This window comes from Allobosea sp. CCNWLY174, from assembly GCF_037120455.1.
Lineage (GTDB): Bacteria > Pseudomonadota > Alphaproteobacteria > Rhizobiales > Beijerinckiaceae > Allobosea > Allobosea lupini.
In genome coordinates this window covers 162,664-189,189 of sequence record NZ_JBBBBQ010000006.1, presented here as the reverse complement: position 1 = coordinate 189,189, position 26,526 = coordinate 162,664, and the positions used below count along the sequence as shown (strand labels likewise).

The window sequence follows — 26,526 nt, the reverse complement described above, 5'->3', positions numbered from 1 at the left end:
ATTCGGCTGCGGCTCACTCGCTCAGGCGAGTTTGCCGACCGCTCCCTCGAGCAGGCCCCAGGCTTCGGCGCCGAAGCGCTCCTGCCATTCCTTGTAGAACCCGCCGTCGCGGAGCTTGGCCCGGAAGCTGTCGGGGTTGGTCTTGTTGAAGGCAAGCCCCTTCGACTGCAGATCGGCCTGCACGGTTTCGTTGAGGCTCTTGATGTCGCCGCGCTGGGCGACGCCGGCATCGTTGATCGCGGACGCCACGATCTTCTGGATATCCGGCGGCAGACCCTTCCAGGCGCGGCCATTGGCAATGAACCAGAAGCCGTCCCAGATATGGTTCGAGACCGCGCAGCTCTTCTGGACCTCGTAGAGCTTGGCGACCTGGATGATCGGCAGCGGGTTCTCCTGTGCATCGACGACTTTGGTCTGCAGCGCCGAATAGACCTCGGAGAACTGCAGGCTGGCGGGCGCTGCGCCGAGCGCCTTGAACATCGAGATCGAGAGCGGCGAGACCGGCACGCGGATCTTGAGCGAGGCCATGTCGGCTGCCTGCTCGATCGCCTTGCCCGAGGTGGTCATCTGGCGGAAGCCATTGTCCCACATCTTCTCGAAGGCATAGAGATTGACCTTCTCGATGGCGGCGCGGACATGCGCGCCGACCGGCCCGTCCATCGCCTTCCAGACCTGGTCATAGTCGGCGAAGGCGAAGCCGACCGCGTTGATCGCCGCGACCGGCACCAAGGTCGCGATCACCAGCGCCGACGGGGTGAAGAAGGTGATGCCGCCATTGCGGACCTGGCTCAGCATGTCGGTGTCGCCGCCGAGCTGGTTGTTCGGGAAGATCTTGATCTCGACCCGCCCGTTCGTCTCCTTGGCGACGCGCTCGGCCGCCTGCTGGGCGCGGATGTTGAGTGGGTGGCTGAGCGGCAGGTTGTTGCCGTATTTCAGCTCGATCTCAGCGGCGCGCGCGATCATGGGCATGCCGATCAGCGATGCGGCGGGGGCGGCGGCTAGGCCCTTGATGAGCGTGCGGCGGCTCGGTCCGGTCATGATGTCCTCCCTGCGGACTTGATGCGATTTGATCGCTCTTGAGTGCTTGACGCTCAGCATAGAAATCGCATCTGATGGTCTTCAAGCTCATTTTATGATGGTTTTTGATTGAATGAATGCGCCGATCCGCGATCCTGACGAGGAGACCGCGCTACCGCGCCGGCGCCAGATGGCGCGCGTCGAGGATGTCGCGCGCCTGGCGGGCGTCTCGACCGCGACGGTCGACCGGGTGCTGAACCAGCGACCGGGCGTCAGGCCGGCGACGGTGCAGCGCGTGCTGAAGGCCGCTGGCGAGCTCGGCTATGTCATGGAGGGGGCGCTGCCGGCGAGCGCGCTCAGGCCCCTGCGCCTCGGCTTCCTGCTGCCGGCGGGGAACAACCGCTTCCTCGGTATGCTCGGGCGGCTGATCGCGGGATCGCAGGACCAGCTGGCGTCCTTCAACATGCGCGCCAGGGTCGAGCATATCGAGAGCTTCAAGCCGGAGCTGCTCGCCCATGAACTGCGACGCATCGGCCGCGAGGTCGACGGCGTCGCCTTCATGGCGCTGGAGCATCCGACCGTGCGCGAGGCGGTCGATGCCCTCGCAGAGCGCGGGGTGCCGAGCGTCACGCTGATCTCCGACATCGCCAACACCGCTCGCGCCGCCTATGTCGGCCTCGACAACCGCGCCGCCGGGCGCACCGCCGGACAGCTCATCGCCCGCTTCATCGGTCCGCGCCGGGCGAAGGTGGCGATGATCGCCGGCAGCCTGAGCTACCGCGCCCATGAGGAGCGCGAGATGGGCTTCCTGCACCTGTTCGAGGAGCTTTATCCCGAGATAAAGGTCGTCGGCCTGCGCGAGGGCCATGACGACGAGGCCAAGAACTACCGCCAGACCAAGACCCTGCTCGGCCAGCATCCGGATCTCGCGGGCATCTACAATATCGGTGGCGGGCCGGAAGGCATCGCCCGGGCGCTGAAGGAGGCCGGGCGGCAGGATGTCGTCTTCGTCGGCCATGGGCTGACGCCGGAGACGCGCGGCTTGCTCGTCGACGGCACCATGGACGCGGTGATCACCCAGCAGCCGCTGGCGACGCTGATGAGCTGCGTCGCAATCTTCGCCAACTTGCGCGCCGGGCGGCCGGCGGCGGAGGGTACGGCTCGGCCCGGCATCGAGATCGTGCTGCGCGAGAACCTGCCCTGAGGGGCGGCGATGGCCGCGCTTCAGCTCTGCGCCACCGTCGCCCGCCTGACGATCCCCGCCAACTCCGGCGACGGCTCGAGCGTGCCGAAGACGTAGCCCCAGTCGGCGTCCAGCCGCGAGCGGCAGAAGGCCTCGAACACGGCCTCGTCGGCGTGCTTCCGCAGCTCCGAGGCCTGCAGCGCATAGGCCATCAGATTGGCGAGCCGGCGGCCATGGCCGTCATCGTTGCGGGGCTTCGCTACCTCGTCGCCGAGCCGGTCGAGCCAGCGGTCGAGGGCGCGGTTGGCGCCGCGCGCCTGCCCGACCTCAGTCATGAAGGCCTCCCTGGTGCGTGGTTCGCGGTTGAAGGCGCGCAGCACGTCCATGCACATCATGTTCGAGGTGCCCTCCCAGATCGCATTGAGCGGCGCCTCGCGATAGAGCCGCGCCATCGGGTTCTCCTCGATGAAGCCGTTGCCGCCATGGCATTCGAGGGACTCGACGACGAAGGCGGCGGCGCGCTTGCAGTTCCAGAACTTCGCCAGCGGGGTGGTGACGCGGGCGAGATGGCGCTCTTGCTCTGATGTCTCCATCGCATCGGTCGCAGCGGCGACGCGGAAGGCCATCAGCGTCGAGGCCTCCGAGTCGATCGCGAGATCGGCGAGAATATTCGTCATCATCGGCTGCTCGGCCAGAGATGAGCCGAATCCCCGGCGCGACTGGGTGTGGTTCAGCGCCAGCGTCAGCGCCTGGCGCATCAGCCCGGCCGAGCCGACGGCGAAGTCGAGCCGGGTCAAATGGGCGTGGCTGAGGATTTCCTTGATGCCGGCGCCCTCCCCGCCGACGAGCCAGCCCAGGCAGTCGCGGAATTCGACTTCGGAGGAGGCGTTCGAACGGTTGCCGGCCTTGTCCTTGAGGCGCTGGATCTGCAGGCGGTTGCGGCTGCCGTCGGGCAGGAAGCCTGGGCAGAAAAGGCAGGAAACGCCGCTCTCAGTGCGCGCCAGGGTGAAGAACCCGTCCGATTGCGGCACCGAGAAGAACCATTTGTGCCCGGTGATCAGGTAGACCCGGCCCTCGGGCGTATCCTCGAGGAAGCGGGCGGTGGTCTGAGTCTCGCGCAGGTCGGAGCCGCCCTGCTTCTCGGTCATCGCATAGCCGATGCTGGCGCCCTCTTTAAGCGCCACCGGCAGCGGGCGCCTGTCGTAGCGGCCCGAGGTTATCTTCTCCCGCCAGAGCGAAAGCTCCGGCTGGGCGAGGCCGGGAAAGGCGGCATAGGTCATGCCGGTGGGGCACCCCGTCCCATGCTCGACCTGGTTCCAGAGATAGGACAACACCGCGCGGGCGAGATGGCCGTTCGGCTCGCTCGTGGTCCAGGCGAGCGAGGGGACTTCATGGGCGAAGGCAAGGCGCATCAGCTCGTGCCAAGCCGGATGAAATTCGATCCAGTCGATGCGATTGCCGTAGCGGTCGTGGGTCCTGAGTTCCGGCCCGTGCCGGTTGGCGAGACGGGCGAGGTCCTGGATCTCGGCATCGCCCGCATGGGCGCCGAGTGCCGCCGCCTTCTCCGCGACCCAGGGCGCGCCGCGCGCGACGATGCCCTGCAGCACCGCATCGCCGGAGAAAGCGTTCCAGCCGGTCGCCGGACGGGCCTGGTTGAGGACCTGATGGGTGGCGTGAGCGTGAATGGTCATTCCGCCGCCTCCTGCGTCGTGACGCGCTCTGGCACCTCGCAGCCGGTGACGCAGCAGCGGCCGGGCTGCTTCGACACCCGCGAGCCGTCGGCGAGCACGCCGCGGTCGAGCAGGCTCTCGACCAGCGCGACCTTCTCCATCACCGGATAGTTGCGCCAGATCTCGCGCTTCATCGCTTCCGGCGAGCCGCCGCCATGCAGCGAGATCACCGAATACCAGCCGGCCTCCTTGGACACTGTGAGGTCCTCGATGAAGCGGGCGACCTCGGCGCGCTGCTCATAGGGGATGTCCGGCCGCCCTGTGAGCACGGCCGCGAGCGAGGCGGCGGTCTCGGGGTTATGGTCCTCATCCGGGCCGGGCAGCGCCACGATCAAGCCTCCCGAGACGTAATGAGCGATGCGGTGCATGTCATAGATCTTGGTAGCGAGAAGCAGCTTGCCGATATTGGCGAAAACTGCGTCGGGCATCGCCACGCCCGAAGCGTCCTTGCTGCAATAGACCGAAGCCGCGACGCCGCAGGCGAAGAAGCTCTCGGTGATGGTGATCAGCTCGACCAGCTGCTCTCGGACATGGGAGTGCCTGTCGGCATCGAGCCCGTTGGCTTCGACGATCAGCGCGCCGGCGCCGATCAGCAGGTCGCCGAAGCCGGCCCGGGCGGCGATGCAGCTGTGGCGATGATGGGTGGCGTAGCTGGTGGTGAGGTAGCCGGCCTCCTCGGTCTCGCCGGCCATGAACACGCGGTCCCAGGGCACGAAGACGTCGTCGAACATCACGGCGCCGGTCGACTGGCCGTATTTCGCAGAGAACTTCGCGGCGGGATCACCCGGCCGCCCGGCCGGACGCGCGACGATGGTGATGCCCTCGGCATCGCAGGGCACGGCGCAGCAGAGGGCGAAATCCTCGTCGCCCTTCGCGTGAGTGCGGCACGGCATCACCAGGAATTCGTGGACGTAAGGCGCGCCCGTGACGATCGCCTTGGTGCCGCGGATGACGATGCCGTCCGGCCGGCGCTCCTTGATGTGAACATAGGAATCGCGATTGGCCTGCATTCCGGGCCGCAGCGAGCGATCGCCCTTGGCGTCGGTCATGGCGACGCCGCAGGTCAGGTCCTCGTCCTGGATCCGATGCATGTAGGCGAGGAAGCGTTGCGTGTAGTCGGTGCCATGATTGGCATCGGCCCTTATCGTCGCCTGCAGGATGCCGTTGAAGGCGTCATGCGTCAGGTAGCGCTGGGCGCAGCCGGAGATCTTGCAGACCAGGCGGACCGCTTCGAGCTTGGCGAGGAGATCACCGGACGAGGCGTCGATATGGAGCATGCGGTTGACGGTCTTGCCGGAGGAGCCCTGCACCGCCGTCATGATCGGCCGGTAGGCCTCGTCATGGGCGAGATCATAGGTCACGCCGATGCCGTTGATCCCCGGCAGCAGCAATTTCTCGTCGGCGACACTCTCGACGCGTTGCCCGCCGACGAAGACGCGCGGTTGGTAGGCGCGCAGGGATTCGCGATAGCCGGCGGCATCCATCAGCATGATAGCCTCCTCCCGAACGATTGTTGCCGTTAAAATTGAACGGCGTTAGATTTTCGTCAAGAGGATTGGAGGCGTTCGACAGTGGGCGAGGAAGCAGCAGGCCGGAAGCGCGGCCGCTATGCCGCAACGGACGCAAAGCGCGAGGGCATCATTGCCGCCGCGCGCACCGTGTTCGAGCGCGAGGGGCTGGACGGCGCCTCGTTGCGGGCGATCGCCGCCGAGGCCGGCTACACGCCGGCAGCGCTCTACTTCCATTTCGACTCCAAGGAAGCGCTTTATGCCGAGGTGCTCGGCCGTTCGATCGCGGCGTTGCAGACCGCAGTCGATGCCGCGGTCGCAGCCGTGGACCCACCGGCAGAACGTTTCTCGGCGGCCGCCCTCGCCTTCTTCGACTTCTATGCGGAGAATCCGCGCGATCTCGACCTCGGCTTCTACCTGTTCCGCGGCGGCATGCGCCCGCACGGCCTCGGCCGCGAGCGCGACAAGACGCTGAACGAGGCGCTGGAAGCGACCTTGGCACCGATCCGCGCGGCGGCGCTGGCGCTCGGTGCCAATGCCGCGCAGGCCGACTTGATCATGACCGACGCCTTCGCCCATGCTTCCGGTGTGCTGCTGCTGGCGCATACGCGGCGCATCCGCATGTTCGGCGCGTCGCCGCGCCTGCTGATGGAGCGCCATGTCGAAACCGAGCTCGACCGGCTCCTGCGGAGATGATGCCGATGCACCTGATGAACGCCAAGCGCTCTCGCCTCGTCATCATCGATTTCCAGGCGCGCCTGATGCCGGCGATCCATGACGGGCCGCGCCTCGTCGCCAATGCCGGCAAGCTGGTGGCGGCGGCGAGGTTGCTGGACGTGCCGATCGTGATGACCGAGCAGAATCCGGCCGGGCTCGGAACGACGGTGCCGGAGCTGGCCGAGGCCGCGCCCGCCATCGCCAAGATGAGCTTCGATTCCTGCGGCGCGCCCGACTTCATCGACGCCATCGCCGGCGACGAGGAACTCATCCTCTGCGGCTGCGAGGCGCATGTCTGCGTCGGCCAGACCGCGCTCTCGCTGCTGGAGAACAAGCGCCGCGTGCTGGTGGTGCAGGACGCGGTCGGTTCGCGCACGCCGGAGAACAAGGAGGCGGCCTTGCGCCGGCTGGAGCGGAGCGGCGCCGAGATCGTCACCACCGAGATGGTGGTGTTCGAGTGGCTGCGCACAGCCGAGCACCCGCAGTTCCGCGCCGCCGCCAGGCTGATCAAGTGAGCCGATCTGTGCCTCAGCCCGCCCTCTGGTATTTCGACATCATTTCGCCCTTCGCGCATCTGGCGCTGACGCGGCTGGGTGCGATCCGGGAGCAGCGGCCGGTCGTGCTGAAGCCGATCGTCTTCGGCGGGGTGCTCAAGGCCTGGGGCCAGCTCGGGCCGGCGGAGGTCGCACCGAAACGCGTCCATACCTACCGCCTCTCGACGCATCTGGCGCAGGCGATGGGCGTGCCCTTCCGCTTCCCGCCGGCCCATCCGTTCAACCCGCTCGCGATGCTGCGGCTGCTGACGGCGCTGGACGGCAGCGAGGCGGCGGTCACTGCCGCCTTCCGTCTCGTCTGGGGCGAAGGACGCGACGCCAACGACCAACAGGTCCTGCAGAAGGTCGCCGATGCCGCCGGCCGCCCCGATGCCTTGGCGCGGATCGGAGAGCAGGAGGTGAAGGACCGGCTGCGCCAGGCGACCGAGGACGCGGTTGCCGCCGGTGTCTTCGGCGTGCCGAGCCTTGTGATCGACGGCGAGATCTTCTGGGGTGTCGATGCCATGCCGATGGCGCTGGACTATCTCGCCGATCCCGCAGCGTTCCGCAGCGGCGAGATGGCGCGCGTCTCGACGCTGCCGGAAGGCGTCCAGCGGCAGCGCTGAACACGAGCGAAGGGAACCGCACGGCCGCAGCCACAGTTTCATGATGTTGTCGGTTTACGCCTCTCGCCGGGAGGCGGATGATCCGCCGCTGACGACGAAAGGAGACGCCGATGCTGCGCCGTTCGTTCCTGAAATTCGGTATCGCCGGCCTCGCCGCGCCGAACCTCATCCTGCGCAGCGCGCAGGCGACCGGGCAAACCCAGCCCGGCAGCCCGTTCATCGTCACCTATTTCGAGGTGCCGGAGATCAAGGGCTCGCGCGATGTCACCGATGCCGGCGACGGCACGATCTGGGTCTGCGGCCAGCGCAACGGCGTGCTCGGGCGCTTCGATCCGCGCACGAGCCAGACCAAGGTGATCCCGCTCGGGGATGGCGCCGCGCCGCATGGCGTTGTGCGCGGGCCCGACGGCGCAGCCTGGGTCACCGAGGGCGGCCAGAATGCCATCGCCCGCATCGACGACAAGACCCACAAGGTCGAGCTGTTCAAGCTGCCGGCCGGGCGCGAGCGCGCCAATCTCAACACGCCGGTGTTCGACAAGGCCGGCATGCTCTGGTTCACCGGCCAAAACGGCATCGTCGGCCGCTTCGATCCCACATCCGGCAAGATGGACATTTTCGACGCGCCGCGCGGCGCCGGGCCCTACGGCATGACCCGGACGCCCGCGGGCGAGATCTGGTTCGCCTCGCTCGCCGGCAACTACATCGCCCGCATCAATACCCAGAGCGGCAGCTTCACCGTGATCGACCCGCCGACCGAGGGCCAGGGCGCGCGCCGGGTCTGGTCGGATTCGAAGAACCGGATCTGGGTCAGCGAGTGGAATTCGGGCCAGGTCTCCGCCTATGACAGCGAAAGCGGCAGCTGGAAGGGCTGGAAATTGCCAGGCAACAAGCCGCGCACCTATTCGGTCTATGTCGACGACGCCGACAAGGTCTGGCTGACCGATTTCGCACTGAACAGCATCGTCCGCTTCGACCCGCTGACCGAGGAGTTCAACAGCTTCCCGAGCGACAAGCCCGGTGCCAATGTCCGCCAGATGGATGGGCGCAGCGGCGAGGCCTGGGGCGGCGAGAGCGGCACCAACCGGCTGGTGCGCATCCAGACGGTGAAGCCGGCGTGAGGGCGGCCTCGGCTGCGCTCATCGCGTTTGCGCTGATTGCCGGCGGCGCAGCGCAAGCGCAGGAGCCGGCTGGGGCCACCGTGTTCAAGACCTGCCAGTCCTGCCACAGTCTCGATACCGCCAAGGCCGGCATGGCGGGGCCGCATCTTTCCGGGCTGAACGGACGGGTGCTCGGCTCGGCCGAAGGATTCGACTATTCGCCGGCGTTCAAGGTGGCGAAGGCACAAGGCCTCGCCTGGGACCGCGAGCGGCTGCTCGGCTATCTCACCGATCCCGATGCGATCGTGCCCGGCGGCTGGATGAGCCCGCCCGCCGGCCTCAACGCGGCGGATCGGGCTGCCGTAGTGGACTATCTGCTGAAGCAATAGCCGCCGCCGTCACAGCGGTTTCTTGATCCATTTGGCGATGACGCCGACGATGCCCTCGCGGAAGAGCAGCACGCAGATCACGAAGATGATGCCCTGGACGACGGTAACCCAGGCGCCGAGCGTCGCCAGGAAGTTCTGCATGGAGACGATGACGAGCGCACCCGCGATCGGGCCGAAGACCGTGCCGAGGCCGCCGACCAGCGTCATCAGGACGACCTCGCCCGACATCGACCAGTGCACGTCGGTGAGCGACGCCAGCTGGAAGACGATCGCCTTGGTCGCGCCGGCGAGGCCGGCGAGCCCGGCCGAGAGCACGAAGACGGCGAGCTTGTACTGGCTGGCGCGGTAGCCGAGCGAGATGGCACGCGGCTCGTTGTCGCGAATCGCCTTGCAGACCTGGCCGAAGGGCGAGTGGATGATCCGGTAGATCAGCAGGAGGCCGCCCATGAAGACCGCCGCGACGAGCCAGTAGAGGGCGCGATCGTCGGCGAGGCTGACCATACCGAGCAGTTTGCCCCGCGGCACGGCCTGGATGCCGTCCTCGCCGCCGGTGAAGCGCGGCGTCTGCAGCGAGAAGAAGAAGGCCATCTGCGCCAAGGCCAGGGTGATCATGGCGAAATAGATGCCCTGGCGGCGGATCGCGAGCGAACCGAAGGCGAGCCCGAGCAGCGCGGCGATCCCCGTGCCGGCCAGGATGGCGAGCTCCGGCGTCAGCCCCCAGTGCTTGGCGGTGTAGGCGCTGACATAGCTCGCCATGCCGAAATAGGCGGCGTGGCCGAAGGAGAGCAGGCCGCCGTAGCCGAGCAGAAGGTTGAAGGCGAGCGCGAACAGCGCGAAGCACAAAACCTTCATGACGAAGACCGGGTAGGCGACGAAGGGCGCGATGACCAGGACGACGGCGATGCCGATCATCAGGTTGCGGTGCAAGCGCGCCGTGCCGTCGTCGGTCTCGGCGATGGTGAGGCCGGCGGCGGAAGCGTCGGTGGAAGCGATGTCTGCCATCTCAATTCCTCACGCGGCGCGGCCGAACAGGCCGGCCGGCTTCACCAGAAGCACGACCGCCATGATGATGAAGATCACGGTCGCCGAGGCTTCCGGATAGAACACCTTGGTCAGGCCCTCGACCAGGCCGAGCGAGAAGCCGGTGACGATGGCGCCCATGATCGAGCCCATGCCGCCGATCACCACGACGGCGAAGACGACGATGATCAGGTCGGCGCCCATGTTCGGGTTGACCGAGTAGATCGGCGCAGCCAGCACGCCGGCGAAGGCTGCCAGCGCGACGCCGAAGCCATAGGTCAGCGTCACCAGCAGCGGCACATTGATGCCGAAGGCCTGGGTCAGGGTCGGGTTCTCGGTCGCGGCGCGCAGATAGGAGCCGAGCTTGGTCTTCTCGATCACGAACCAGGTGGCGAGGCAGACGATCAGCGAAGCGATGACGACCCAGCCGCGATAGGTCGGCAGGAACATGAAGCCGAGATTGTAGCCGCCGCGCAGTTCGGCCGGGATCTGGTAGGGCAGGCCGGAGGAGCCGTAGCCGTTGCGGAACAGCCCCTGGATGATCAGCGCCAGGCCGAAGGTCAGCAGCAGCCCGTAGAGATGGTCGACATGGGCGATGCGTTTCAAAAGGAAGCGCTCGATCACCACGCCGGTGAAACCCACTACGATGGGGGCCAGCAGCAGCGCCGCCCAGTAGTTGATGCCGAGATAGTTCAGGCACATCCAGGCGACGAAGGCGCCCATCATGTACTGCGCGCCATGGGTGAAGTTGATGATGTTGAGCAGGCCGAAGATCACCGCCAGGCCAAGCGACAGGATCGCGTAGAACGAGCCGTTGATCAGGCCGAGCAGAAGCTGGCCGAACAGGGCTTGCGGCGGGACACCCAGGAGCTCGAACATGCGATCGACCGTTCCGAAAAAGCTGGTCCGGGGCCGTCTGCGGCCCCGGAACGACGCATTGGGACAGGCTCAGCCCGTCACTTCTTGACGAGCGGGCACTCGCTCTCGGCCAGCGGCTTGAAGGCGTCGTCCGCCTTCAGCACCGCGACCTGCTTGTAATAGTCCCACGGACCCTTCGATTCGGAAGGCTTCTTGACCTCGTATAGATACATGTCGTGCATCTTGCGGCCGTCGGCGCGGACCGTGCCCTTGCCGAACAGCGGATCGTCGGTCGGCAATTCCTTCATCTTGGCCATGACGGTGGCCGAATCCTTGCTCTTGGCCGCCTCGACGGCCTTCAGATAGTGCAGCATGCCGGAATAGACACCGGCCTGGACCATGGACGGCTTCTTGCCGCCATTGAGCTTGGCGAAGCGCTCCGACCAGGCGCGGGTCCCGTCGTCCTTGTCCCAGTAGAAGGATTCGGTGAGGACGAGGCCCTGCGCCGTCTGCAGGCCGAGCGCGTGCACGTCGGTAGCAAAGACGAGCAGTCCGGCAAGCTTCTGGCCCCCGGCGACGATGCCGAACTCGCCGGCCTGCTTGATCGAGTTGATCGTGTCGCCGCCGGCATTGGCGAGGCCGATGACCTTGGCCTTGGAGGCCTGCGCCTGCAGCAGGAAGGACGAGAAGTCCGTGCCGGGGAACGGCGTGCGCACGGCGCCCAGCACCTTGCCGCCGGCCTTGGTCACCACCGCCGAAGTATCGCGCTCGAGCGCATGGCCGAAGGCGTAGTCGGCGGTGAGGAAGAACCAGCTGTCGCCGCCGGCCTTGGTCATGGCGCCGCCGGTGCCCTGGGCAAGGGCATAGGTGTCGTAGGTCCAGTGCACCGTATTCGGCGAGCAGGCCTTGCCGGTGAGATCCGAGGAGGCTGCGCCGGAGTTGATGTGGACCTTGTTCTTCTCGCGCGTGATCTGGTTGACCGCGAGCGCGACCGAGGAGGTCGGTACGTCGAGGATCAGGTCGACGCCGTCCTGGTCGTACCATTGCCGGGCGATGGTCGAGCCGACGTCCGGCTTGTTCTGGTGGTCGGCCGAGACGATCTCGACCTTGATGCCCTTCTCCGCCGCCTTGAAATCCTCGACCGCGAGGCGCGCAGCGATCACCGAGCCTTCGCCCGAAAGGTCGGCGTAGAGGCCGGAGCGGTCGTTGAGCACGCCGGCCTTGACCGAGATCTGCTGCGCCAGCGCCGGCGAGACCATCAGCGCACCGAGCGCCGTGGCCGCGAGCAATGTCTTGAGCTGCATGTTCTTATCTCCCTGAGATGTCTGATGTCCGTACGGTTCTTGTTGGACGCCCTGCGTCAGACGCCGAGATAGGCGTGAAGCTTGTCGATATTGGCGTCGAGTTCGGCATTCGGGATCATGTCGACGACCTTGCCCTGCTCGACGACGTAGTGGCGGTCGGCGACGGTCTGGGCAAAGCGGAAGTTCTGCTCCACCAGGACGATGGTGAAGCCCTTCTGCTTCAGCATGCGGATGGTGGCGCCGATCTGGTCGATGATGACGGGCGCGAGCCCTTCGGTCGGCTCGTCGAGCAGGAGCAGATTGGCGCCGGTGCGCAGGATGCGTCCGATCGCCAGCATCTGCTGCTCGCCGCCCGAGAGCTTGGTGCCCTGGCTGCGCAGCCGCTCCTTCAGGTTGGGGAAGAGCGTGAAGATCTGCTCGACAGGCAGGCCGCCCGGCTTCACCTGCGGCGGCAGCAGCAGGTTCTCCTCGACCGAGAGGGTCGAGTAGATGCCGCGCTCCTCCGGAACATAACCGATGCCGAGCCGGGCAATGGCGCGCGACGGAAGCCCGATCGTCTCCTGCCCAGCAAAAGTGACCGAACCCTTGCGCTTGCCGATCACGCCCATGATCGACTTCAGCGTCGTGGTCTTGCCGGCGCCGTTGCGGCCGAGCAGCGTCACCACCTCGCCCTCGCCGACATGAAGCTCGATGCCATGAAGGACATGGCTCTCGCCATACCAGGCCTCGAGCCCGCGCACCGCGAGCAGCGGCTTGCCACCAGCCACGGCCGGGCGCTCCAGCACCGCTCCGGTGGCCGGTCCTTCAGTGGCCATGGCCGACTCCCGATCCGATATAGGCTTCGACCACGCGCGGATCCTTCGAGACGGTGGCGTAGTCGCCCTCGGCCAGGACCTGGCCGCGGGCAAGCACGGTGATGCGGTCGCAGAGCGAGGCGACGACCGAGAGATTGTGCTCGACCATCAGGATGGTGCGGTCCTTCGAGACCTTGCGGATCAGGGCCTCGATGCGCTCGATGTCCTCGCGGCCCATGCCGGCCATCGGCTCGTCGAGAAGCAGCATCTCGGGTTCCAGCGCCAGCGTGGTCGCGATCTCCAGCGCGCGCTTGCGACCATAGCTGAGCTCGCCCGCCGGCAGCTCGGCGAAGGCCGAGAGGCCGACGGCGTCGACGAGCCGCAGCGCCTCGGCATCGAGCGAGGACAGGACCCTTTCCGAACGCCAGAAATCGAACGAGTCGCCGCGCTTCCTCTGCAGCGCGACGCGGACATTGGTCTTGACCGAGAGCTGCGGGAACACAGCCGAGATCTGAAAGGAGCGCACCAGCCCGAGCCTTGCGATCTCCGCCGGCTTCTCGCGTGAGATATCGCGACCGTTATACACGATCTGGCCGCGCGTCGGCGGCAGGAACTTGGTCAGCAGATTGAAACAGGTCGTCTTGCCTGCGCCGTTCGGGCCGATCAAAGCGTGAATCGAGCCACGACGAACCTTCAGATCGACGCCGTTGACAGCTGTGAAGCCGGCAAATTCTTTCGTGAGGCCTGATGTCGATAGAATAATATCCTCAGACATCCGCCCTTAACCTTAGTCATTGCTGGATTGTTCGTTTCCCCGGGCGGCATGCTGCACCGCGCATATCGCCCATGTCAACGGCGCAGGTGTGCGCAGAACCCCATACCGAGCCCCCGAAACTCCCGCCGCTAGACAAAAGGCTTAGACCCTCCAACCCGAGCAGCTCTTGTCAGAGGCTCTCAGACCCACGGGCCGGCTTGGACCTGGGTCAGCTTCGTGCGGATGCGGCCGGCGCGACCGCAGCCGCAAATACCGTCGCGACCTCACGCAGCCGGACGAGATAATGTTCGCAGGAGGGTTGATCGCCATATCTCGCGCCGGCGGCGGCGCGGGTCAGCGTCGCGATCAAGGTCTCCAGCGCAAGGCCGCTGCGCGCGATCGCGATCTCGCCGCGCGCCTCTGCCTCCTCGAAGAGCTGCCGGGCGAAGCTGACGAAGGTCGCCTCGAAGGCGGCAAGCTCGGCTCCCGCGATGGCGACCATCACCGCTTTCAATTCGCCGAGATGTTCGCCGGCGCTGAAGGCGGCGAAGGCGGTGCCGTGATGAGCTTCCATCAGCGCAGCCAGCCGCTCCGAGAACGGACCGGGCGTCGCCAGCGCCTCGCGGCAACGTGTCTCGACACGGCCGCCGAGGCCCGCGAGCATGGCGCGGAAGACGTCGTCCTTGCCCTTGAAGTGGAGGTAGAGCGTGGCGCGGGCGACCCCGGCCTCGCGCGCGATGTCGTCCATCGAGGTGCGCTTGTAGCCATAGCGGGCGAACAGGCGCAGCGCCGCTTCCGCGATCTGCTCGATGCGGCCCTTGCTGTCCTCGCCGGACGTTACGGAAGTTTCGCTGCGGTCGCTCATTTGCAGTCTTGACAGAATCCAAACTGTCGGCGACCATTCTAGTTAGACGCAAAACGTCTAACTCGTCTAGTCGCGCGACCCAAGACGACGGATCACCGCCCGCCTTCTGATATGTCAGAACGGGCCTTCGAGCGAGCCTCGATCCGGCAGCCCTGGTGCCGCGCTGTGTCATGCCCAGCGCCAGAGAGGCAGCCATGGCCCATACCATCACAGTCAACGGAACGCGCCACAGCGTCGATGTCGACGACGACACCCCACTGCTCTGGGTGCTGCGCGACAATCTTGGCCTGACCGGCACCAAATTCGGCTGCGGCGTCGCGCAATGCGGCGCCTGCACCGTCTATATGGACGGCCAGCCGCTGCGCTCCTGCTCCATGCCGGTCTCGGCGATCGGCGAGGCGAAGATCACCACGATCGAGGCGCTCGCCGGCAAGGAAGCGGAAGCCATCCAGGCCGCCTGGGTCAAGCACGACGTGCCGCAATGCGGCTACTGCCAGTCCGGCCAGGTGATGAGCGCGATCGCCCTGCTCAAGGAAATCCGCAAGCCGACCGACCGCGACATCGACCTCGCAATGAACGGCAATCTCTGCCGCTGCGCGACCTATGTCCGTATCCGCGCCGCGATCCACGACGCCGCACGCACGTTGGAGGGTTGATCATGACCGCGCACGACATCTCCCTTTCGCGCCGCAACCTCCTGAAGGGCGCCGGCGCGCTCGTCATCGGCATGAGCCTGCCGCAGGCCGGCCGGGCGCAATCGGGTGCGGCGCAGGCCTTCCGGCCAGGCGGAAACGCGACCTTTGCGCCGAACGCGTTCATCCGGATCGCGCAGGACGACACCGTCACGGTGCTGGTCAAGCATATCGAGTTCGGCCAGGGGCCCTTCACCGGGCTCGCCACGCTCGCAGCCGAGGAGCTCGACGCCGACTGGAGCCAGATGCGGGCCGAGCATGCCCCCGCCGACGTCAAGCTTTACGCCAACCTTGCCTTTGGCGTGCAGGGCACCGGCGGCTCGACGGCGATCGCCAATTCCTACGAACAGATGCGCAAGGCCGGCGCCACCGCCCGAGCCATGCTGGTGCAGGCCGCTGCCGAGGCCTGGAAGGTTCCGGCAGCCGAGATCAGCGTCGAAAAGGGCGTGCTCAAGCATGCCTCCGGCAAACAGGGCCGCTTCGGCGAGTTCGCCGAGGCCGCCTCCAAGCTCCAGGCCCCGGCCGAGGTCAAGCTCAAGGACCCTGCGCAGTTCCGGCTGATCGGCAAGGAAGGTGCGGTCAAGCGCCTCGACAGCCCGGGCAAATCCACCGGCAAGACGCAGTTCACCATCGACATCCGCACGCCGGAGATGCTGACGGTCGTCGTCGCCCGGCCGCCACGCTTCGGCGGCAAGGTCGCTTCCTTCGACGCAACCGAGGCGAAGAAGATCAAGGGCGTCGTCGACGTCCTTCAGATCGGCTCCGGCGTCGCCGTCTACGGCACCGGCATGTGGCCGGCGCTGAAGGGGCGTGAAGCCCTGAAGGTGACCTGGGACGAGAGCGACGCCGAGAAGCGCGGCAGCCGCGAGCTGATCGCCGAATATCGCAAGCTCGCCCGCACGGAAGGCACGCTCGCCGGCAAGCATGGCGACGCCGAGGCGGTACTCGCCAAGGCCGACAAGGTGGTCGAGGCGGAATATGTCTTCCCCTATCTGGCGCATGCGCCGATGGAGCCGCTCGACGGCTATCTCGAATGGAATGCGCAGGGCGCGCTGGCGCGCTTCGGCAGCCAATTCCAGACTACCGAGCACCAGACGATCGCGACGATCCTCGAGCTGCCGCCCGAGAAGGTGCAGCTCGAGACGATGCTGGCCGGCGGCAGCTTCGGCCGGCGCGCGCAGGTGAGCCAGCATCTTGCGGCGGAACTCGCCATGGTCGGCAAGGCGATCGGCCCGAACCGGCCGGTCAAGCTGGTCTGGACCCGCGAGGACGATCTTTCCGGCGGCTATTACCGGCCGCTCTTCCTGCATCGCATGCGCGGTGCGGTGAAAGACGGAAAGATCACCGCCTGGAGCAACGCGATCGTCGGCCAGTCCTTCTTCTTGGGCACGCCGTTCGAGGCGATGACGGTGAAGGACGGCATCGACGCCACCATGGTCGAGGGCGCGAACGAGCTCCCCTATGAGGTCGCCGATTTCCGCTGCGAGGTCCACACGACCAAGGTCGGCGTCCCGACCCTGTGGTGGCGTTCGGTCGGCCACACCCATACCGGCTATGCGGTCGAATGCTTCATCGACCAGCTGCTGCAGGCGGCGGGCCAGGACCCGGTCGCCGGGCGGCTCGCCCTGATGGGCAAGGAGCCGCGTCTGGCAAACGTACTCAAGGCCGTCGCGGACCTTGCCAAATGGAACGGCCCCGGTCCCGCCAACGGTCGCGCCCGCGGCGTCGGGGTGGTCGAGAGCTTCGGGTCGTATGTGGCGCAGATCGCCGAGGTTTCGCTCGGCGAGGGCGGCGAGCCCAAGGTTCACAAGGTCTGGTGCGCGATCGACTGCGGCGTGGCCGTCAATCCCGACATTATCCGCGCCCAGATCGAGGGCGGCATCGGCTTCGGCCTGGGGCATGCCCTTTACGGCGAATTGACGCTCGACCAGGGCAGGCCCGTCCAGACCAATTTCGACAGCTATCGCTCGCTGCGCATCCACGAGATGCCGGAGGTCGAGGTCAGGATCGTGCCATCCGCCGAGAAGCCGACCGGCGTCGGCGAGCCGGGCGTGCCGCCGATCGGGCCGGCGGTCGCCAATGCGCTGGCGCGGCTCGGGCGCGAGCGGCCGCTGTCGCTGCCTATGGTCGGAGGGACCGTGTGATGCGTTCGATCGCTCTCGCCACGGCGGCTGCCGCCGTCACCCTGCTGCTCGGCAGCGCGCTCTCCCTGGCGCAGACCGCTCCGCAGCAAGATGCCGCGACGCTCCGCCCGGCCGCCAGCTTTGCCGGCATCGCCAATCAGCGCGACCGCTCGGTCGCGCTGTTCACCGAGATCGGCAAGGTGCTGCAGCACCCGCGCTGCATGAACTGCCATCCAGCGACGGAACGGCCGCGCCAAAGCGATGCCAGGCGGCTGCACCAGCCGATGGTGGTGCGCGGCAAGGACGGGCATGGCGCGCCCGGCCTCGCCTGCACCACCTGCCATGGCAAGCAGAACTTCGACCCGGCCGGCATCCCCGGCGACGGCCACTGGGCGCTGGCCCCGGCCTCGATGGCCTGGGAGGGCAAGACGCTCGGCCAGATCTGCGAGCAGCTCAAGGACCAGAACCGCAATGGCAGCCGCGACCTCGCGGCGATCGTCAAGCATGTCACATCGGACACGCTGGTGCTCTGGGGCTGGAACCCCGGCAAGGGCCGCCAGCCGGCACCGGGGACGAATGCGCAGTTCGGCGAACTGATGCAGGCCTGGGCCGATAGCGGAGCGGCCTGCCCGGCGGGTTGACGCCTAGCGGAATGGCGGCTCGTCGAAGCTCCTGAGCTTGCGCGAATGGATCGATGAGCCGGCTTCCTTGAGCTTTTCCAGCGCGGCGAGGCCGATCTTGAGGTGCTCGCCCACGGCGCGCTCATAGAAGGCGTTGGCGGCACCCGGCAGCTTGATCTCGCCGTGGAGCGGCTTGTCGGAGACGCAGAGCAAGGTGCCGTAGGGCACGCGCAGGCGATAGCCCTGCGCCGCGATCGTGCCGGACTCCATGTCCACCGCGATGGCGCGCGACAGGTTGATGCGCTTCCGCTCCTTGCTCCAGCGCAGCTCCCAATTGCGATCGTCCTGGGTGACGACCGTGCCGGTGCGCAGCCGCTGCTTCAGCCGGTCGCCCTTCTCGCCGGTGACCTCGGCCGCCGCCTCCTGCAAGGCAACCTGGACCTCCGCCAGTGCCGGGACCGGCACATCGGGCGGCACCAGCTCGTCCAGGATGCCATCTTGGCGGAGATAGGCGTGGGCGAGGACATAGTCGCCGATGATCTGCGTCTGGCGCAGCCCGCCGCAATGGCCGACCATCAGCCAGCAATTCGGCCTTAGCACCGCGAGATGGTCGGTGATGTTCTTGGCGTTGGAGGGGCCGACGCCGATATTGACCAACGTGACGCCCTCGCCGCTCGACCGGATCAGGTGATAGGCCGGCATCTGGAAGCGGTGCCATGGCGCCGACATCACCCGTTCGGCGGCGCTGACATCGATGCCGTCGCGATCGATTCGGATACCGCCCGGCGCGACGAGCGCCTCTGCCGTCCCAGCCTCGATCTCGGCCAGGGCCAGCCGGACGAACTGGTCGACATAGCGATGGTAGTTGGTCAGCAGCACCCAGGGCTGCACGGCGCGCCAGTCGGTCCCGGTGTAGTGAACCAGCCGGCGCAGCGAGTAATCGACCCGGACCGCATCGAAGAGCGCGAGCGGACGCGGCTCGCCCTCGACGATCTCATAGGTGCCGTCGGCGATCTCGTCGCCGACCAATGCCAGCAGCGGCGTTGGAAAGTAGCGCGCGAGCTCGGCGGCCGTGACCGTGCCGCGGCCGAGCTCGTCGCCACCGTCGAGGGCGTAGGGGTAGGGAATCTCCTGGCTGCTGATGCCGGTCTCGATCGTCGCGCCATACTCCTCGACCAGCGGCTGGAGCTGGTCGAGCAGATAGGCCCGGAACTCGCCCGGCTGCGTCACCGTCGTCGAATAGATGCCCGGCGTGGCGAATTTCGCATAACCGCGCCGCGTTGCGGCCGGCAGCTTCGAGGGCTCGTAGGTGACGCGCAGCATCGGGTAGCGATAGAGCGCCCGCTCCTCCGGAGTCGGCGGCTCGGCGGTGGTGAAGAAGCGCTGCAAATCGTCGCGCAACGCCGTCCGGGCCTGCTCGTAGAGCAGCTCCAGCCGGTCGACGGCCTCCTGCGGGGTGGCGGCGATCTCGAATGTCATACCCGAACGATCCTCTCGTTCGGGGTGCTTGTAACTGCGCCACCATGGCCCTGACAACAGCGCGCCGGACACGGAGAGCCCGCAGGATGGTTGTGAGGCGGCGATCGTCCTGACCGAAGCTGTCGAAGCGTCCTGCTGGAGTGGACATGCCGCCTGACAGGCGTGGCCACAAACTTGAGGAGAAGCAGCGATGAAGCTCGCGCCCTATCTGTTCTATGACGGTCGATGCGAGGCCGCCTTCACCGCATACCAGTCGATTCTCGGCGGCAAGATCGAGGCGATGCTCCCGTATGAGCGCTCACCCTCCCCGGTCGGCCCGGATTGGGCCAGCAAGATCATGCATGCTTGCCTGGTCCTGCCCGGCGGGCAGATGCTGATGGCGTCCGACGCGCCGCCCGAGCAGAGCAACGGGCCGATGCAAAGCGTATCGGTCAGCATAGGCGTCGAGGATAATGCGCAGGCCGAGCGCATTTTCGCCGCCCTTGCCGAAGGCGGGACCGTCCATTTGCCGATCGCCGAGACATTCTGGGCCGAACGCTTCGGCATGCTCACCGACCGCTATGGCGCTCATTGGATGGTGAGCGGTGCGGCCAAGGCGATGTAGACCGCGCCTCGCCGGGTCCGTGCAGAGGGATCGACTTCGCCGGTTCGGCGGCACACCACGCCGTCCCGACCGGGCATGGTCAGTCGCACGGCCCCGGAATTCATTGTAAATTTGTCGCGCTGGCGGCCGATCGCGGTGTTCAGCTGTGATCAGTTCGCAACGGCCGTCAAGAACGAAGCTTCAGGGGGGCATTGCGGTCAGTCAGTTTTTGGATACAATTATCCTATGATCTCATCGCTCCCCGCGGTCACGACAGCGTCCGTCCTTGCCCAGCGCCTGCGCGAGGCGATCGATGCCGGGCGCTGGCGTCCGGGCGAACTGGTGCGGCAGGAGCAGATCGCCGCCGAATACGGCGTCAGCCGCATCCCGGTGCGCGAGGCGCTGGCGCAGCTGCAGAGCGAGGGGCTGCTCGAGATCGCGCATTACCGCGGCGCCCGCGTGAGCCGGCCGCAGGCGGGGGAGATCGACGAACTCTTCGATCTCCGGCTGCTGGTCGAAGGCGATCTCCTGGCGCGGGCGCTCGGCCGGCACGACCAGCGCTCGCTGCGTGAGCTGACGCGGCTGCAGGACAGGCTGGAGGACGCCGACGACCGGCTCGGCTGGATTTCCGGCGACATCACCTTCCACGAGGCGCTTTACGGGCCGGCGGAACGGCCGCGCAGCCTTGCGCTCTTCCGGCAGTTGCGCGCCCCGATCGACCGCTTCAGCGTCCAGGCACTCGGCCCCAGGACGCGCAAGCAGGGCTGGGCCGACGAGCACCGACAGTTGATCGCCGCCGTCGCGGCGGGCGAAGCAGCTGCGGCCAAGGCGATCCTCGAACAGCATCTGCAGGCGACGCGGGCTGTGGTGCTCGCGGCCTGCTCGGGAGACGGAGAAAACTGATGGCGACGCATGGCGCGACGATCACCTGGCAGCGTGGCGAGGAAGCCTTCCTCGATAACCGCTACAGCCGCGCCCATCTCTGGCGCTTCGATGGCGGGCTGGAGGTGCCGGCCTCGAGCTCGCCGCATGTGGTGCGCGTGCCGTTCTCCAATCCGGCCAATGTCGATCCGGAGGAGGCTTATGTCGCGGCGCTGTCGAGCTGCCACATGCTCTGGTTCCTCAACCTCGCGGCCATGCGCGGCTACCGGGTCGACAGCTATGCCGATGCCGCCGAAGGCGTGATGGAAAAGAACGCCGACGGCAAGGAGTGGGTCGCGACGGTGACGCTCAGGCCGCATGTCGTCTTCAGCGGGCCGAAGGCGCCGGACGAAGCCGCCGTCGAGGCGCTGCATCACGACGCCCACGCCAACTGTTTCCTGGCCAATTCGGTGCGCTCGGCGCTGGAGACGCAGGGCAGCTGGGCCTATCAGAGCGCAGCCTGAGGCATGCGCCCTTATTGCGCCGCGAGCAGATCGTCCTCGGCGACGAGCCGGCCGATGAAGCCGAGCTGCCGGTCGACGCACGCCTCGCGCTCATAGCGCGCGACGACGGTCCGGCGCGCGGCGGCGCGCAGCGGCGCCAGCTCGTCTTGCCTGTCGAGCGCGGCGACCACCGTCCTTGCCAGCCTCGTCTCGTCGAAGAAGGGGGCGAGCAGGCCGTTGGTGCCGTGGCGGATCACCTCCTGCACCGGCGGCGTCGCCGAGCCGACGACCAGCGCACCGCAAGCCATCGCCTCCAGCATCGACCATGACAGGACGAAGGGGACGCTCAGATAGACATGGGCGGCCGAGACCTGGAACAGCCTGACGAGATCGGCATGGGCAAGCCACGGGATATGGACGATGCGATCGCCGAGGCCGGTCTCCTCCAGCATGACCTCGCGCCAGGGCCGCCCGTCCGGACGTTGGCGGCCATAGCCAGGCCCGTCGCCGCCGACCGCGACGAAAAGCACCTCGGGCCGCTCCTGCGCGATCCTGGCCGCCGCCCGCATGAACTGCGGATAGCCGCGATAGGGATCGAGATCGCGGGCGGCGAAGATGACGACGGGATCGCCTGGGCGGAGCACGCGGCCGTCGGGCAGCGTGAATGCCGCCTGCGCGTCGGGCCGGCAGAACTGGATGTCGATGCCGTCATGGCAGACGGCGATGCGCTGCTGCAGGGCCCGGGGATATTGCAGCTGCTGCCAGCGCGTCGGTGCATAGGCGAAGTCGAGCGCCTGCAGCGTCACCAGCTGGGCAGCATTGCGCATGCGGATGCGCCGCCGCTCGGCTTCCGGTACGGGGATGCCTGAGTCGAAGTCGAGGTCGGAGCCGGTCGCGTTGTAGAAATACTCGCAATAGCCGATCAGCGGCACGCCCGGCATCGCGTCCTTGGCGAAGAGCATGCCGCCCCAGCCGACATGGCCGAGGATCGCATCCGGCCGGTCTTGCCGGTGCAGTCTGCTCAATGCGGCGGCAACCGCCTCGCCGGTGCGCACATGATAGTCGGTGGCGGCCAACGTCGCATGCGCAGTCGCCGGCTCGCCTACCGAATAGGCGATCTGCCTCACACCCGGGCGATCCGGCTCAGGCTTCTCCGTCACCAGCGTGACCTCGCCGCCCTCGGCGACGAGGCGCCGGATCAGGTGAGCGAACTGACCAGATCCTGAACGATGAACGAATAGGACGTGCATGAAGCCAGCAGGATCCCGCCATAGCGCAAAGCGTCGCTCCACCACTGCTCGAGGCGGCGCAGCGTGTCGTGGGTAGCCTGAAGATCGGCGACGAGATCGTTGTCGAGTCCCTGGCTGAATTGACTGGTCTCGTCGAGCAGCTTCAGGCGCTCGACCAGAAGCTGACCCTTCGGCGAGAGCGAGATGCGAGCTAGACGGCGGTCGCGCGGGGACGCCCCGCGGTCCAGATAGCCGCTCTCGACCAGTTGCTTGAGGTTGTAGGAGGCGTTCGAGCCGACATAGTGGCCGCGGTCGAGCAGATCGCGCACCGCGATCTCGCCGGAGCCGATGGTGAACAGCACCATCACCTGCGAAGGCGAGATGTCGTCGACCCCGAGCTTGGTCAGCTCGAGCCTGAGATAGTCGAGAAAGCGCCGGCTGACCCGTTCGACCATGCGAGCGAGGTCGAGCTGCGAGACCGGCACCCTCGCAGGGCCTGATTCGGCTTCGAGGCGACGGATGCCGTCGGGCGGATCTCCATTGAAACCATTGCCTAAGAATCGAGCGCCGTCATGGGGTTTTAGATGCATTCCCTACTCCGCCTGATCTCGAAATGAGCAGTCAGCCCTCCGGGCCCCTTCGGCTGACGAATAGCCTATACGCAAAGCACATGCCACCCTGAACCCATGGATGTTAAGATTTTATCGAAATCAACATAGTCATGAAGTGTTTCAAATTTTGAAATGTAGCACGCTTCTGCCATATTCTCGGTAATTGTCGTTATTTCATAAGGCTTCATCTGTCATATTATAGACACGGCTTATGTGTCAGGCTTTAATAACACTCAGAGACTGCCGTATCGTCATAGGCGTCAGCGGCGCCATCTGATGGCCAGCCACCGTTCGGAGACCTGCATGAAGGTTGCGACCCAGCCTGCCGACGTCCTGATTCGCGGCCTGCAGCGCGGCTTTGCCGGAGGGCTGGCCTATGCCGCCTTCCTCAGCTTCTGCGTCAACATCCTGCTGCTGACCGTGCCGATGTTCATGCTGCAGGTTCAGGACCGCGTCATCGTCAGCCGCAGCTATGACACGCTGACCATGCTGCTGGTGATCGCGGTCGGGGCGCTGGCGCTCTACGGCACGATCGAATTCATCCGCTCGCTGACCTTCCAGGCGATGGCGAGCATCCTCGCCCGCCGGCTCAACCTGCCGGCGCTGCAGGCCGCCGTCTCGACCTCGCTGGAGAAGGGCTCAGGCCAGGCGACGCAGGCAATCCGCGATCTCAACGAACTCCGCTATTTCATCGCCAGCTCGGCGATCGCGACACCGCTGGAGGCGATGTGGTCGCCGATCTTCCTGGCCGTGCTGTTCGCCTTCCACTGGATCTACGGCCTGGTCGGCCTGGCTTCCCTGCTGATCCTGCTGCTGCTGGGCGTCGTCTCCGACATGCTGACGCGGCGGGCGCTGAAGGAGGCGAACGAAGAAGGCGTCGCTTCGATCAACGAGATCAGCGCCACCTTGCGCCATGCCGAGACGATCGAGGCTATGGGCATGCTGCCGGCCCTCTCCAGCCGCTGGCGGGCCAAGCAGATCGCCATGCTCGAGCATCTCGATCTCGGCACGCGCCGCGGCAAGTTCATCGCCGCCATCACCCGCGCCAGCCGCATGACCATGCAGCTTTCGATCTATGCGACGGGCGCGGTGCTGATCATCCGGCACGAGGTCTCGGCCGGCACGCTGATGGCGGCGAGCATCCTGCTCGGGCGCCTGCTGGCGCCGTTCGACTCGATGATCACCGACTGGCGGCAATGGGTGCTCGCCGCCGCGGCCTGGAAGCGCGTCCGCGAGCTCCTGCAATCGCAGAGCTCGCAGCGTCAGAGCGTGCCGACGCCGGCGACGCAGGGCGACCTCGTCATCGACCGGCTGGTCTACGCGCCGAGGGGCGGCGAGCAGACGGTGATCAAGGGCGTCTCCTTCACGCTCGAGCCGGGCGAGGTGCTCGGCCTGGTCGGGCCATCGGGAGCCGGCAAATCGACGCTGGCGCGACTGATCGTCGGCGTGCTCAAGCCGAATGTCGGCGGCGTCTATCTCGACGGCCACAACACCTATCTATGGGAGCGCGGCTCCTTCGGCGACATGGTCGGCTACCTCCCGCAATCGGTCTCGCTGCTCGACGGCACCATCGCCGAGAACATCGCCCGCATGCGCAAGCCCGATCCTCACGCCATCCTGGAAGCGGCGCGTATCGCCGGCGTGCACGAGCTGATCGGCCGCCTGCCGCTCGGCTACGACACCAATGTCGCCGACAGCGATTTCAAATTGTCCGGCGGCCAGCGCCAGCGCATCGGCCTGGCGCGGGCACTCTACGGCATGCCGCGCCTTGTCGTGCTCGACGAGCCCAATGCCAATCTCGACACCGAGGGCGAGCAGAGCCTGATCCGGGCGATCAACGCCGCGCGCGAGAGCGGCGCGATCGTGATCCTGATCGCGCATCGCCCCTCGGTGATGCAGATCGTCGACAAGATCCTGGTGCTGCGCGAGGGCCGCGTCGCCCAGTTCGGCCCGCGCTCGGCGATCTCCGGCATGATCACGCCGGCCGGCGTCGTCGAGCTCGAACCGTCGAAACCAGTCCCCGCCCGCGAGGTAAGCGCATGAGCGAGCTGCCGATGTTGCGCCGGCCGGACCGCGCGCTCCTGCCGGTGACGATTGAGGCGGAGCCCGAGGAGCGCATGCCGTCGCTGCGCAATCTCGTCCTCGCCGGCGTCGCCGCGGTGGCGATCGGCTTCGGCGGCTTCGGCGCCTGGGCCGTGACGGCGCGGCTCGACAACGCCGCGGTCGCGCAAGGCACGGTGATCGTCGACAGCCGCCGCAAGACCGTGAGCCATCTCGAAGGCGGCATCCTCAAGACCCTGCTCAAGGCCGAAGGCGAGCGCGTCTCGCAGAATGAGCCGCTGCTCAGGCTGGAGGACGCCCGCGCACGCGCCGAGCTGCAGCAGCTCGAAGGCAAACGCGTCGGCCTCGACGCCAGGCTCGCCCGTCTGCGTGCCGAGCAGAGCGATGCGACGCAGATCGACTTCCCGGATGACATCGAGAATGCGCGGACGCCGATCGCACGCGAGGTGATCAATGCCGAGCGCGCGCTCTTCCGCGCCCGTGCCCAGGTCTATGACGGCAAGACCCGCATCCAGCAGCGCGTGATCGAGCAGCATCAGGCCGAATCCGAGGCGTTGCAGGCGCAGATCGACGCGGTGCGCAACCAGCGCACCCTGATCGACGATGAGGTGAAGACGATCGCCGAGCTCTATGAGAAGCGCTACGCCAAGCGCTCCCAGCTCGTTGAGCTGCAGACCCGCCAGAGCGAGCTCACCGGACGAGCCGGCGAGATGAAGGCCCGCAAGGCCAAGGCCGAGCAGGCCGTCGCCGGCGCCGAACTCGAGATCAAGGCGATCAGCCTCGATCGCCAGAGCGAGATCGCCAAGGACCTGCAGGACAGCCAGCTCCAGCTCTCGGAGGTGGTCGAGCGCATCGTCCAGGCGCAGGACGTGCTGCGCCGGCTGGTGGTGACTGCGCCACAGGAAGGCATCGTCGCCAATATCCGCATGCGCACGGCCGGCAGCGTCGTCGCCGCGGGTGAGGCCATCCTCGACATCGTGCCCGAACAGGAGCCGCTCGTCGTCGAGGCCAAGGTCGATCCGCGCGACATCGATTCGGTCCGGGTCGGCGCCGACACGCAAGTGCGGCTCACCGCCTTCAACGCCCGGATCATGCCCCCGCTTCTGGCGAAGGTCAGCTATGTCGCTGCCGACCAGCTGGTCGACGACAAGACCGGAAATGCCTTCTTCATCGTCCGCGCCGAGATCACGCCGCAGAGCCTGAAGGAGAACAAGGTGACGCTGCATGCCGGCATGGCGGCCGAGGTGCTGATCGTCAACGGCCGCCGTTTTGCGGCCGATTACCTGCTTTCGCCCATCCGGGACAGCTTCAATCGCGCCTTCAGGGAGGATTGAGCCCGGTCGATCCGGCCGCCGAAATCGGATCGCAT

General features: G+C 66.9%; 26 protein-coding genes. 14 read left to right on the top strand and 12 right to left on the bottom strand.

The genetic code is table 11. The features are described 5' to 3' along the window. Positions 1–21 precede the first annotated feature (21 nt). Positions 22–1,038: a TRAP transporter substrate-binding protein gene (locus V7S63_RS18725; RefSeq protein ID WP_091836020.1), complete on the bottom strand. Its 1,017-nt coding sequence runs from the start codon at positions 1,036–1,038 to the stop codon at positions 22–24. 112 nt (positions 1,039–1,150) lie between these two features. Here V7S63_RS18725 and V7S63_RS18720 point away from each other — a divergent pair, with 112 nt between their 5' ends. Next, entirely contained in the window at positions 1,151–2,221 is a 1,071-nt protein-coding gene (locus V7S63_RS18720; RefSeq protein ID WP_336531297.1) for a LacI family DNA-binding transcriptional regulator, read from the top strand. A gap of 20 nt (positions 2,222–2,241) precedes the next feature. Here V7S63_RS18720 and V7S63_RS18715 read toward each other — a convergent pair whose 3' ends face one another. Next, the gene (locus V7S63_RS18715) at positions 2,242–3,891 is read right to left on the bottom strand and encodes an acyl-CoA dehydrogenase family protein (RefSeq protein WP_336531296.1); all 1,650 of its coding nucleotides are present in this window, start codon (positions 3,889–3,891) and stop codon (positions 2,242–2,244) included. Further along, positions 3,888–5,420: a 4-hydroxyphenylacetate 3-hydroxylase family protein gene (locus V7S63_RS18710; protein WP_336531295.1), complete on the bottom strand. Its 1,533-nt coding sequence runs from the start codon at positions 5,418–5,420 to the stop codon at positions 3,888–3,890. Before V7S63_RS18710 ends, V7S63_RS18715 begins: the two co-directional genes overlap by 4 nt. An 81-nt stretch (positions 5,421–5,501) precedes the next feature. Between V7S63_RS18710 and V7S63_RS18705 the strand changes: the two genes are divergently transcribed. The 5 genes from V7S63_RS18705 (at position 5,502) to V7S63_RS18685 (ending at position 8,800) form a co-directional block, all read left to right on the top strand. Then, complete coding sequence (locus tag V7S63_RS18705; RefSeq protein ID WP_336531294.1) at positions 5,502–6,134, top strand: TetR/AcrR family transcriptional regulator; 633 nt, start codon at positions 5,502–5,504, stop codon at positions 6,132–6,134. 5 nt (positions 6,135–6,139) lie between these two features. After that, a complete protein-coding gene (locus tag V7S63_RS18700) occupies positions 6,140–6,670 on the top strand; it encodes a hydrolase (RefSeq protein ID WP_336531293.1) in 531 nt (176 codons plus the stop codon). Between the two features lie 8 nt (positions 6,671–6,678). Further along, positions 6,679–7,314 carry a 2-hydroxychromene-2-carboxylate isomerase gene (locus tag V7S63_RS18695; protein ID WP_336531292.1) on the top strand — a complete coding sequence of 212 codons (636 nt, stop codon included), beginning with the start codon at positions 6,679–6,681 and terminating at the stop codon, positions 7,312–7,314. Between the two features lie 110 nt (positions 7,315–7,424). Continuing rightward, on the top strand, positions 7,425–8,432 hold the full coding sequence (locus V7S63_RS18690) for a Vgb family protein (protein ID WP_336531291.1): 1,008 nt from the start codon (positions 7,425–7,427) through the stop codon (positions 8,430–8,432). Further along, positions 8,429–8,800: a c-type cytochrome gene (locus V7S63_RS18685; RefSeq protein ID WP_158673589.1), complete on the top strand. Its 372-nt coding sequence runs from the start codon at positions 8,429–8,431 to the stop codon at positions 8,798–8,800. Before V7S63_RS18690 ends, V7S63_RS18685 begins: the two co-directional genes overlap by 4 nt. A gap of 9 nt (positions 8,801–8,809) precedes the next feature. Here the strand turns inward: V7S63_RS18685 and V7S63_RS18680 are convergent, their stop codons facing one another. The 6 genes from V7S63_RS18680 to V7S63_RS18655 all read right to left on the bottom strand — a co-directional run bounded on the left by V7S63_RS18680 (position 8,810) and on the right by V7S63_RS18655 (position 14,395). Next, complete coding sequence (locus tag V7S63_RS18680; RefSeq protein WP_091834862.1) at positions 8,810–9,802, bottom strand: branched-chain amino acid ABC transporter permease; 993 nt, start codon at positions 9,800–9,802, stop codon at positions 8,810–8,812. Between the two features lie 9 nt (positions 9,803–9,811). Then, positions 9,812–10,699, bottom strand: a complete 888-nt coding sequence (locus V7S63_RS18675) for a branched-chain amino acid ABC transporter permease (RefSeq protein ID WP_091834865.1) — start codon at positions 10,697–10,699, stop codon at positions 9,812–9,814. A gap of 77 nt (positions 10,700–10,776) precedes the next feature. Beyond that, a complete protein-coding gene (locus V7S63_RS18670) occupies positions 10,777–11,982 on the bottom strand; it encodes an ABC transporter substrate-binding protein (protein WP_100964671.1) in 1,206 nt (401 codons plus the stop codon). 56 nt (positions 11,983–12,038) lie between these two features. Continuing rightward, complete coding sequence (locus tag V7S63_RS18665) at positions 12,039–12,797, bottom strand: ABC transporter ATP-binding protein (RefSeq protein WP_091834871.1); 759 nt, start codon at positions 12,795–12,797, stop codon at positions 12,039–12,041. Next, positions 12,787–13,551: an ABC transporter ATP-binding protein gene (locus V7S63_RS18660; protein WP_336531290.1), complete on the bottom strand. Its 765-nt coding sequence runs from the start codon at positions 13,549–13,551 to the stop codon at positions 12,787–12,789. The genes V7S63_RS18665 and V7S63_RS18660 overlap by 11 nt, the downstream gene beginning before the upstream one ends. A gap of 208 nt (positions 13,552–13,759) precedes the next feature. After that, the gene (locus V7S63_RS18655) at positions 13,760–14,395 is read right to left on the bottom strand and encodes a TetR/AcrR family transcriptional regulator (protein ID WP_336531289.1); all 636 of its coding nucleotides are present in this window, start codon (positions 14,393–14,395) and stop codon (positions 13,760–13,762) included. A gap of 194 nt (positions 14,396–14,589) precedes the next feature. On the opposite strand from V7S63_RS18655, the gene V7S63_RS18650 reads away from it, so the two are divergent. Genes V7S63_RS18650 through V7S63_RS18640 form a run of 3 tightly spaced genes read left to right on the top strand, consistent with a single transcriptional unit; the run spans position 14,590 to position 17,851 of the window. Beyond that, complete coding sequence (locus V7S63_RS18650; protein ID WP_336531288.1) at positions 14,590–15,051, top strand: (2Fe-2S)-binding protein; 462 nt, start codon at positions 14,590–14,592, stop codon at positions 15,049–15,051. A gap of 2 nt (positions 15,052–15,053) precedes the next feature. Then, the gene (locus tag V7S63_RS18645) at positions 15,054–17,231 is read left to right on the top strand and encodes a xanthine dehydrogenase family protein molybdopterin-binding subunit (RefSeq protein WP_336531287.1); all 2,178 of its coding nucleotides are present in this window, start codon (positions 15,054–15,056) and stop codon (positions 17,229–17,231) included. Then, complete coding sequence (locus tag V7S63_RS18640; protein WP_100964680.1) at positions 17,231–17,851, top strand: Isoquinoline 1-oxidoreductase subunit; 621 nt, start codon at positions 17,231–17,233, stop codon at positions 17,849–17,851. The genes V7S63_RS18645 and V7S63_RS18640 overlap by 1 nt, the downstream gene beginning before the upstream one ends. Before the next feature lie 3 nt (positions 17,852–17,854). On the opposite strand, the gene V7S63_RS18635 is transcribed toward V7S63_RS18640, so the two are convergent. Further along, on the bottom strand, positions 17,855–19,309 hold the full coding sequence (locus V7S63_RS18635; RefSeq protein WP_091834889.1) for an AMP nucleosidase: 1,455 nt from the start codon (positions 19,307–19,309) through the stop codon (positions 17,855–17,857). A 190-nt stretch (positions 19,310–19,499) separates the two neighbouring features. On the opposite strand from V7S63_RS18635, the gene V7S63_RS18630 reads away from it, so the two are divergent. The 3 genes from V7S63_RS18630 (at position 19,500) to V7S63_RS18620 (ending at position 21,277) form a co-directional block, all read left to right on the top strand. Next, positions 19,500–19,913 carry a VOC family protein gene (locus tag V7S63_RS18630; RefSeq protein WP_336531286.1) on the top strand — a complete coding sequence of 138 codons (414 nt, stop codon included), beginning with the start codon at positions 19,500–19,502 and terminating at the stop codon, positions 19,911–19,913. A 225-nt stretch (positions 19,914–20,138) separates the two neighbouring features. After that, the gene (locus tag V7S63_RS18625) at positions 20,139–20,795 is read left to right on the top strand and encodes a GntR family transcriptional regulator (protein ID WP_336531285.1); all 657 of its coding nucleotides are present in this window, start codon (positions 20,139–20,141) and stop codon (positions 20,793–20,795) included. After that, the gene (locus tag V7S63_RS18620; protein WP_336531284.1) at positions 20,795–21,277 is read left to right on the top strand and encodes an OsmC family protein; all 483 of its coding nucleotides are present in this window, start codon (positions 20,795–20,797) and stop codon (positions 21,275–21,277) included. The genes V7S63_RS18625 and V7S63_RS18620 overlap by 1 nt, the downstream gene beginning before the upstream one ends. Positions 21,278–21,288: 11 nt before the next feature. Here V7S63_RS18620 and V7S63_RS18615 read toward each other — a convergent pair whose 3' ends face one another. Both V7S63_RS18615 and V7S63_RS18610 read right to left on the bottom strand, forming a co-directional pair. Beyond that, positions 21,289–22,506: a glycosyltransferase gene (locus V7S63_RS18615; RefSeq protein WP_336531283.1), complete on the bottom strand. Its 1,218-nt coding sequence runs from the start codon at positions 22,504–22,506 to the stop codon at positions 21,289–21,291. Then, positions 22,455–22,940 carry a MarR family transcriptional regulator gene (locus V7S63_RS18610; RefSeq protein WP_199777573.1) on the bottom strand — a complete coding sequence of 162 codons (486 nt, stop codon included), beginning with the start codon at positions 22,938–22,940 and terminating at the stop codon, positions 22,455–22,457. The genes V7S63_RS18615 and V7S63_RS18610 overlap by 52 nt, the downstream gene beginning before the upstream one ends. A 459-nt stretch (positions 22,941–23,399) precedes the next feature. On the opposite strand from V7S63_RS18610, the gene V7S63_RS18605 reads away from it, so the two are divergent. Next, positions 23,400–25,139 (top strand): type I secretion system permease/ATPase, encoded by a 1,740-nt coding sequence (locus V7S63_RS18605; RefSeq protein WP_336531282.1) that lies wholly within the window; start codon positions 23,400–23,402, stop codon positions 25,137–25,139. After that, complete coding sequence (locus V7S63_RS18600; protein ID WP_091834913.1) at positions 25,136–26,491, top strand: HlyD family type I secretion periplasmic adaptor subunit; 1,356 nt, start codon at positions 25,136–25,138, stop codon at positions 26,489–26,491. The genes V7S63_RS18605 and V7S63_RS18600 overlap by 4 nt, the downstream gene beginning before the upstream one ends. Positions 26,492–26,526: the final 35 nt, after the last annotated feature.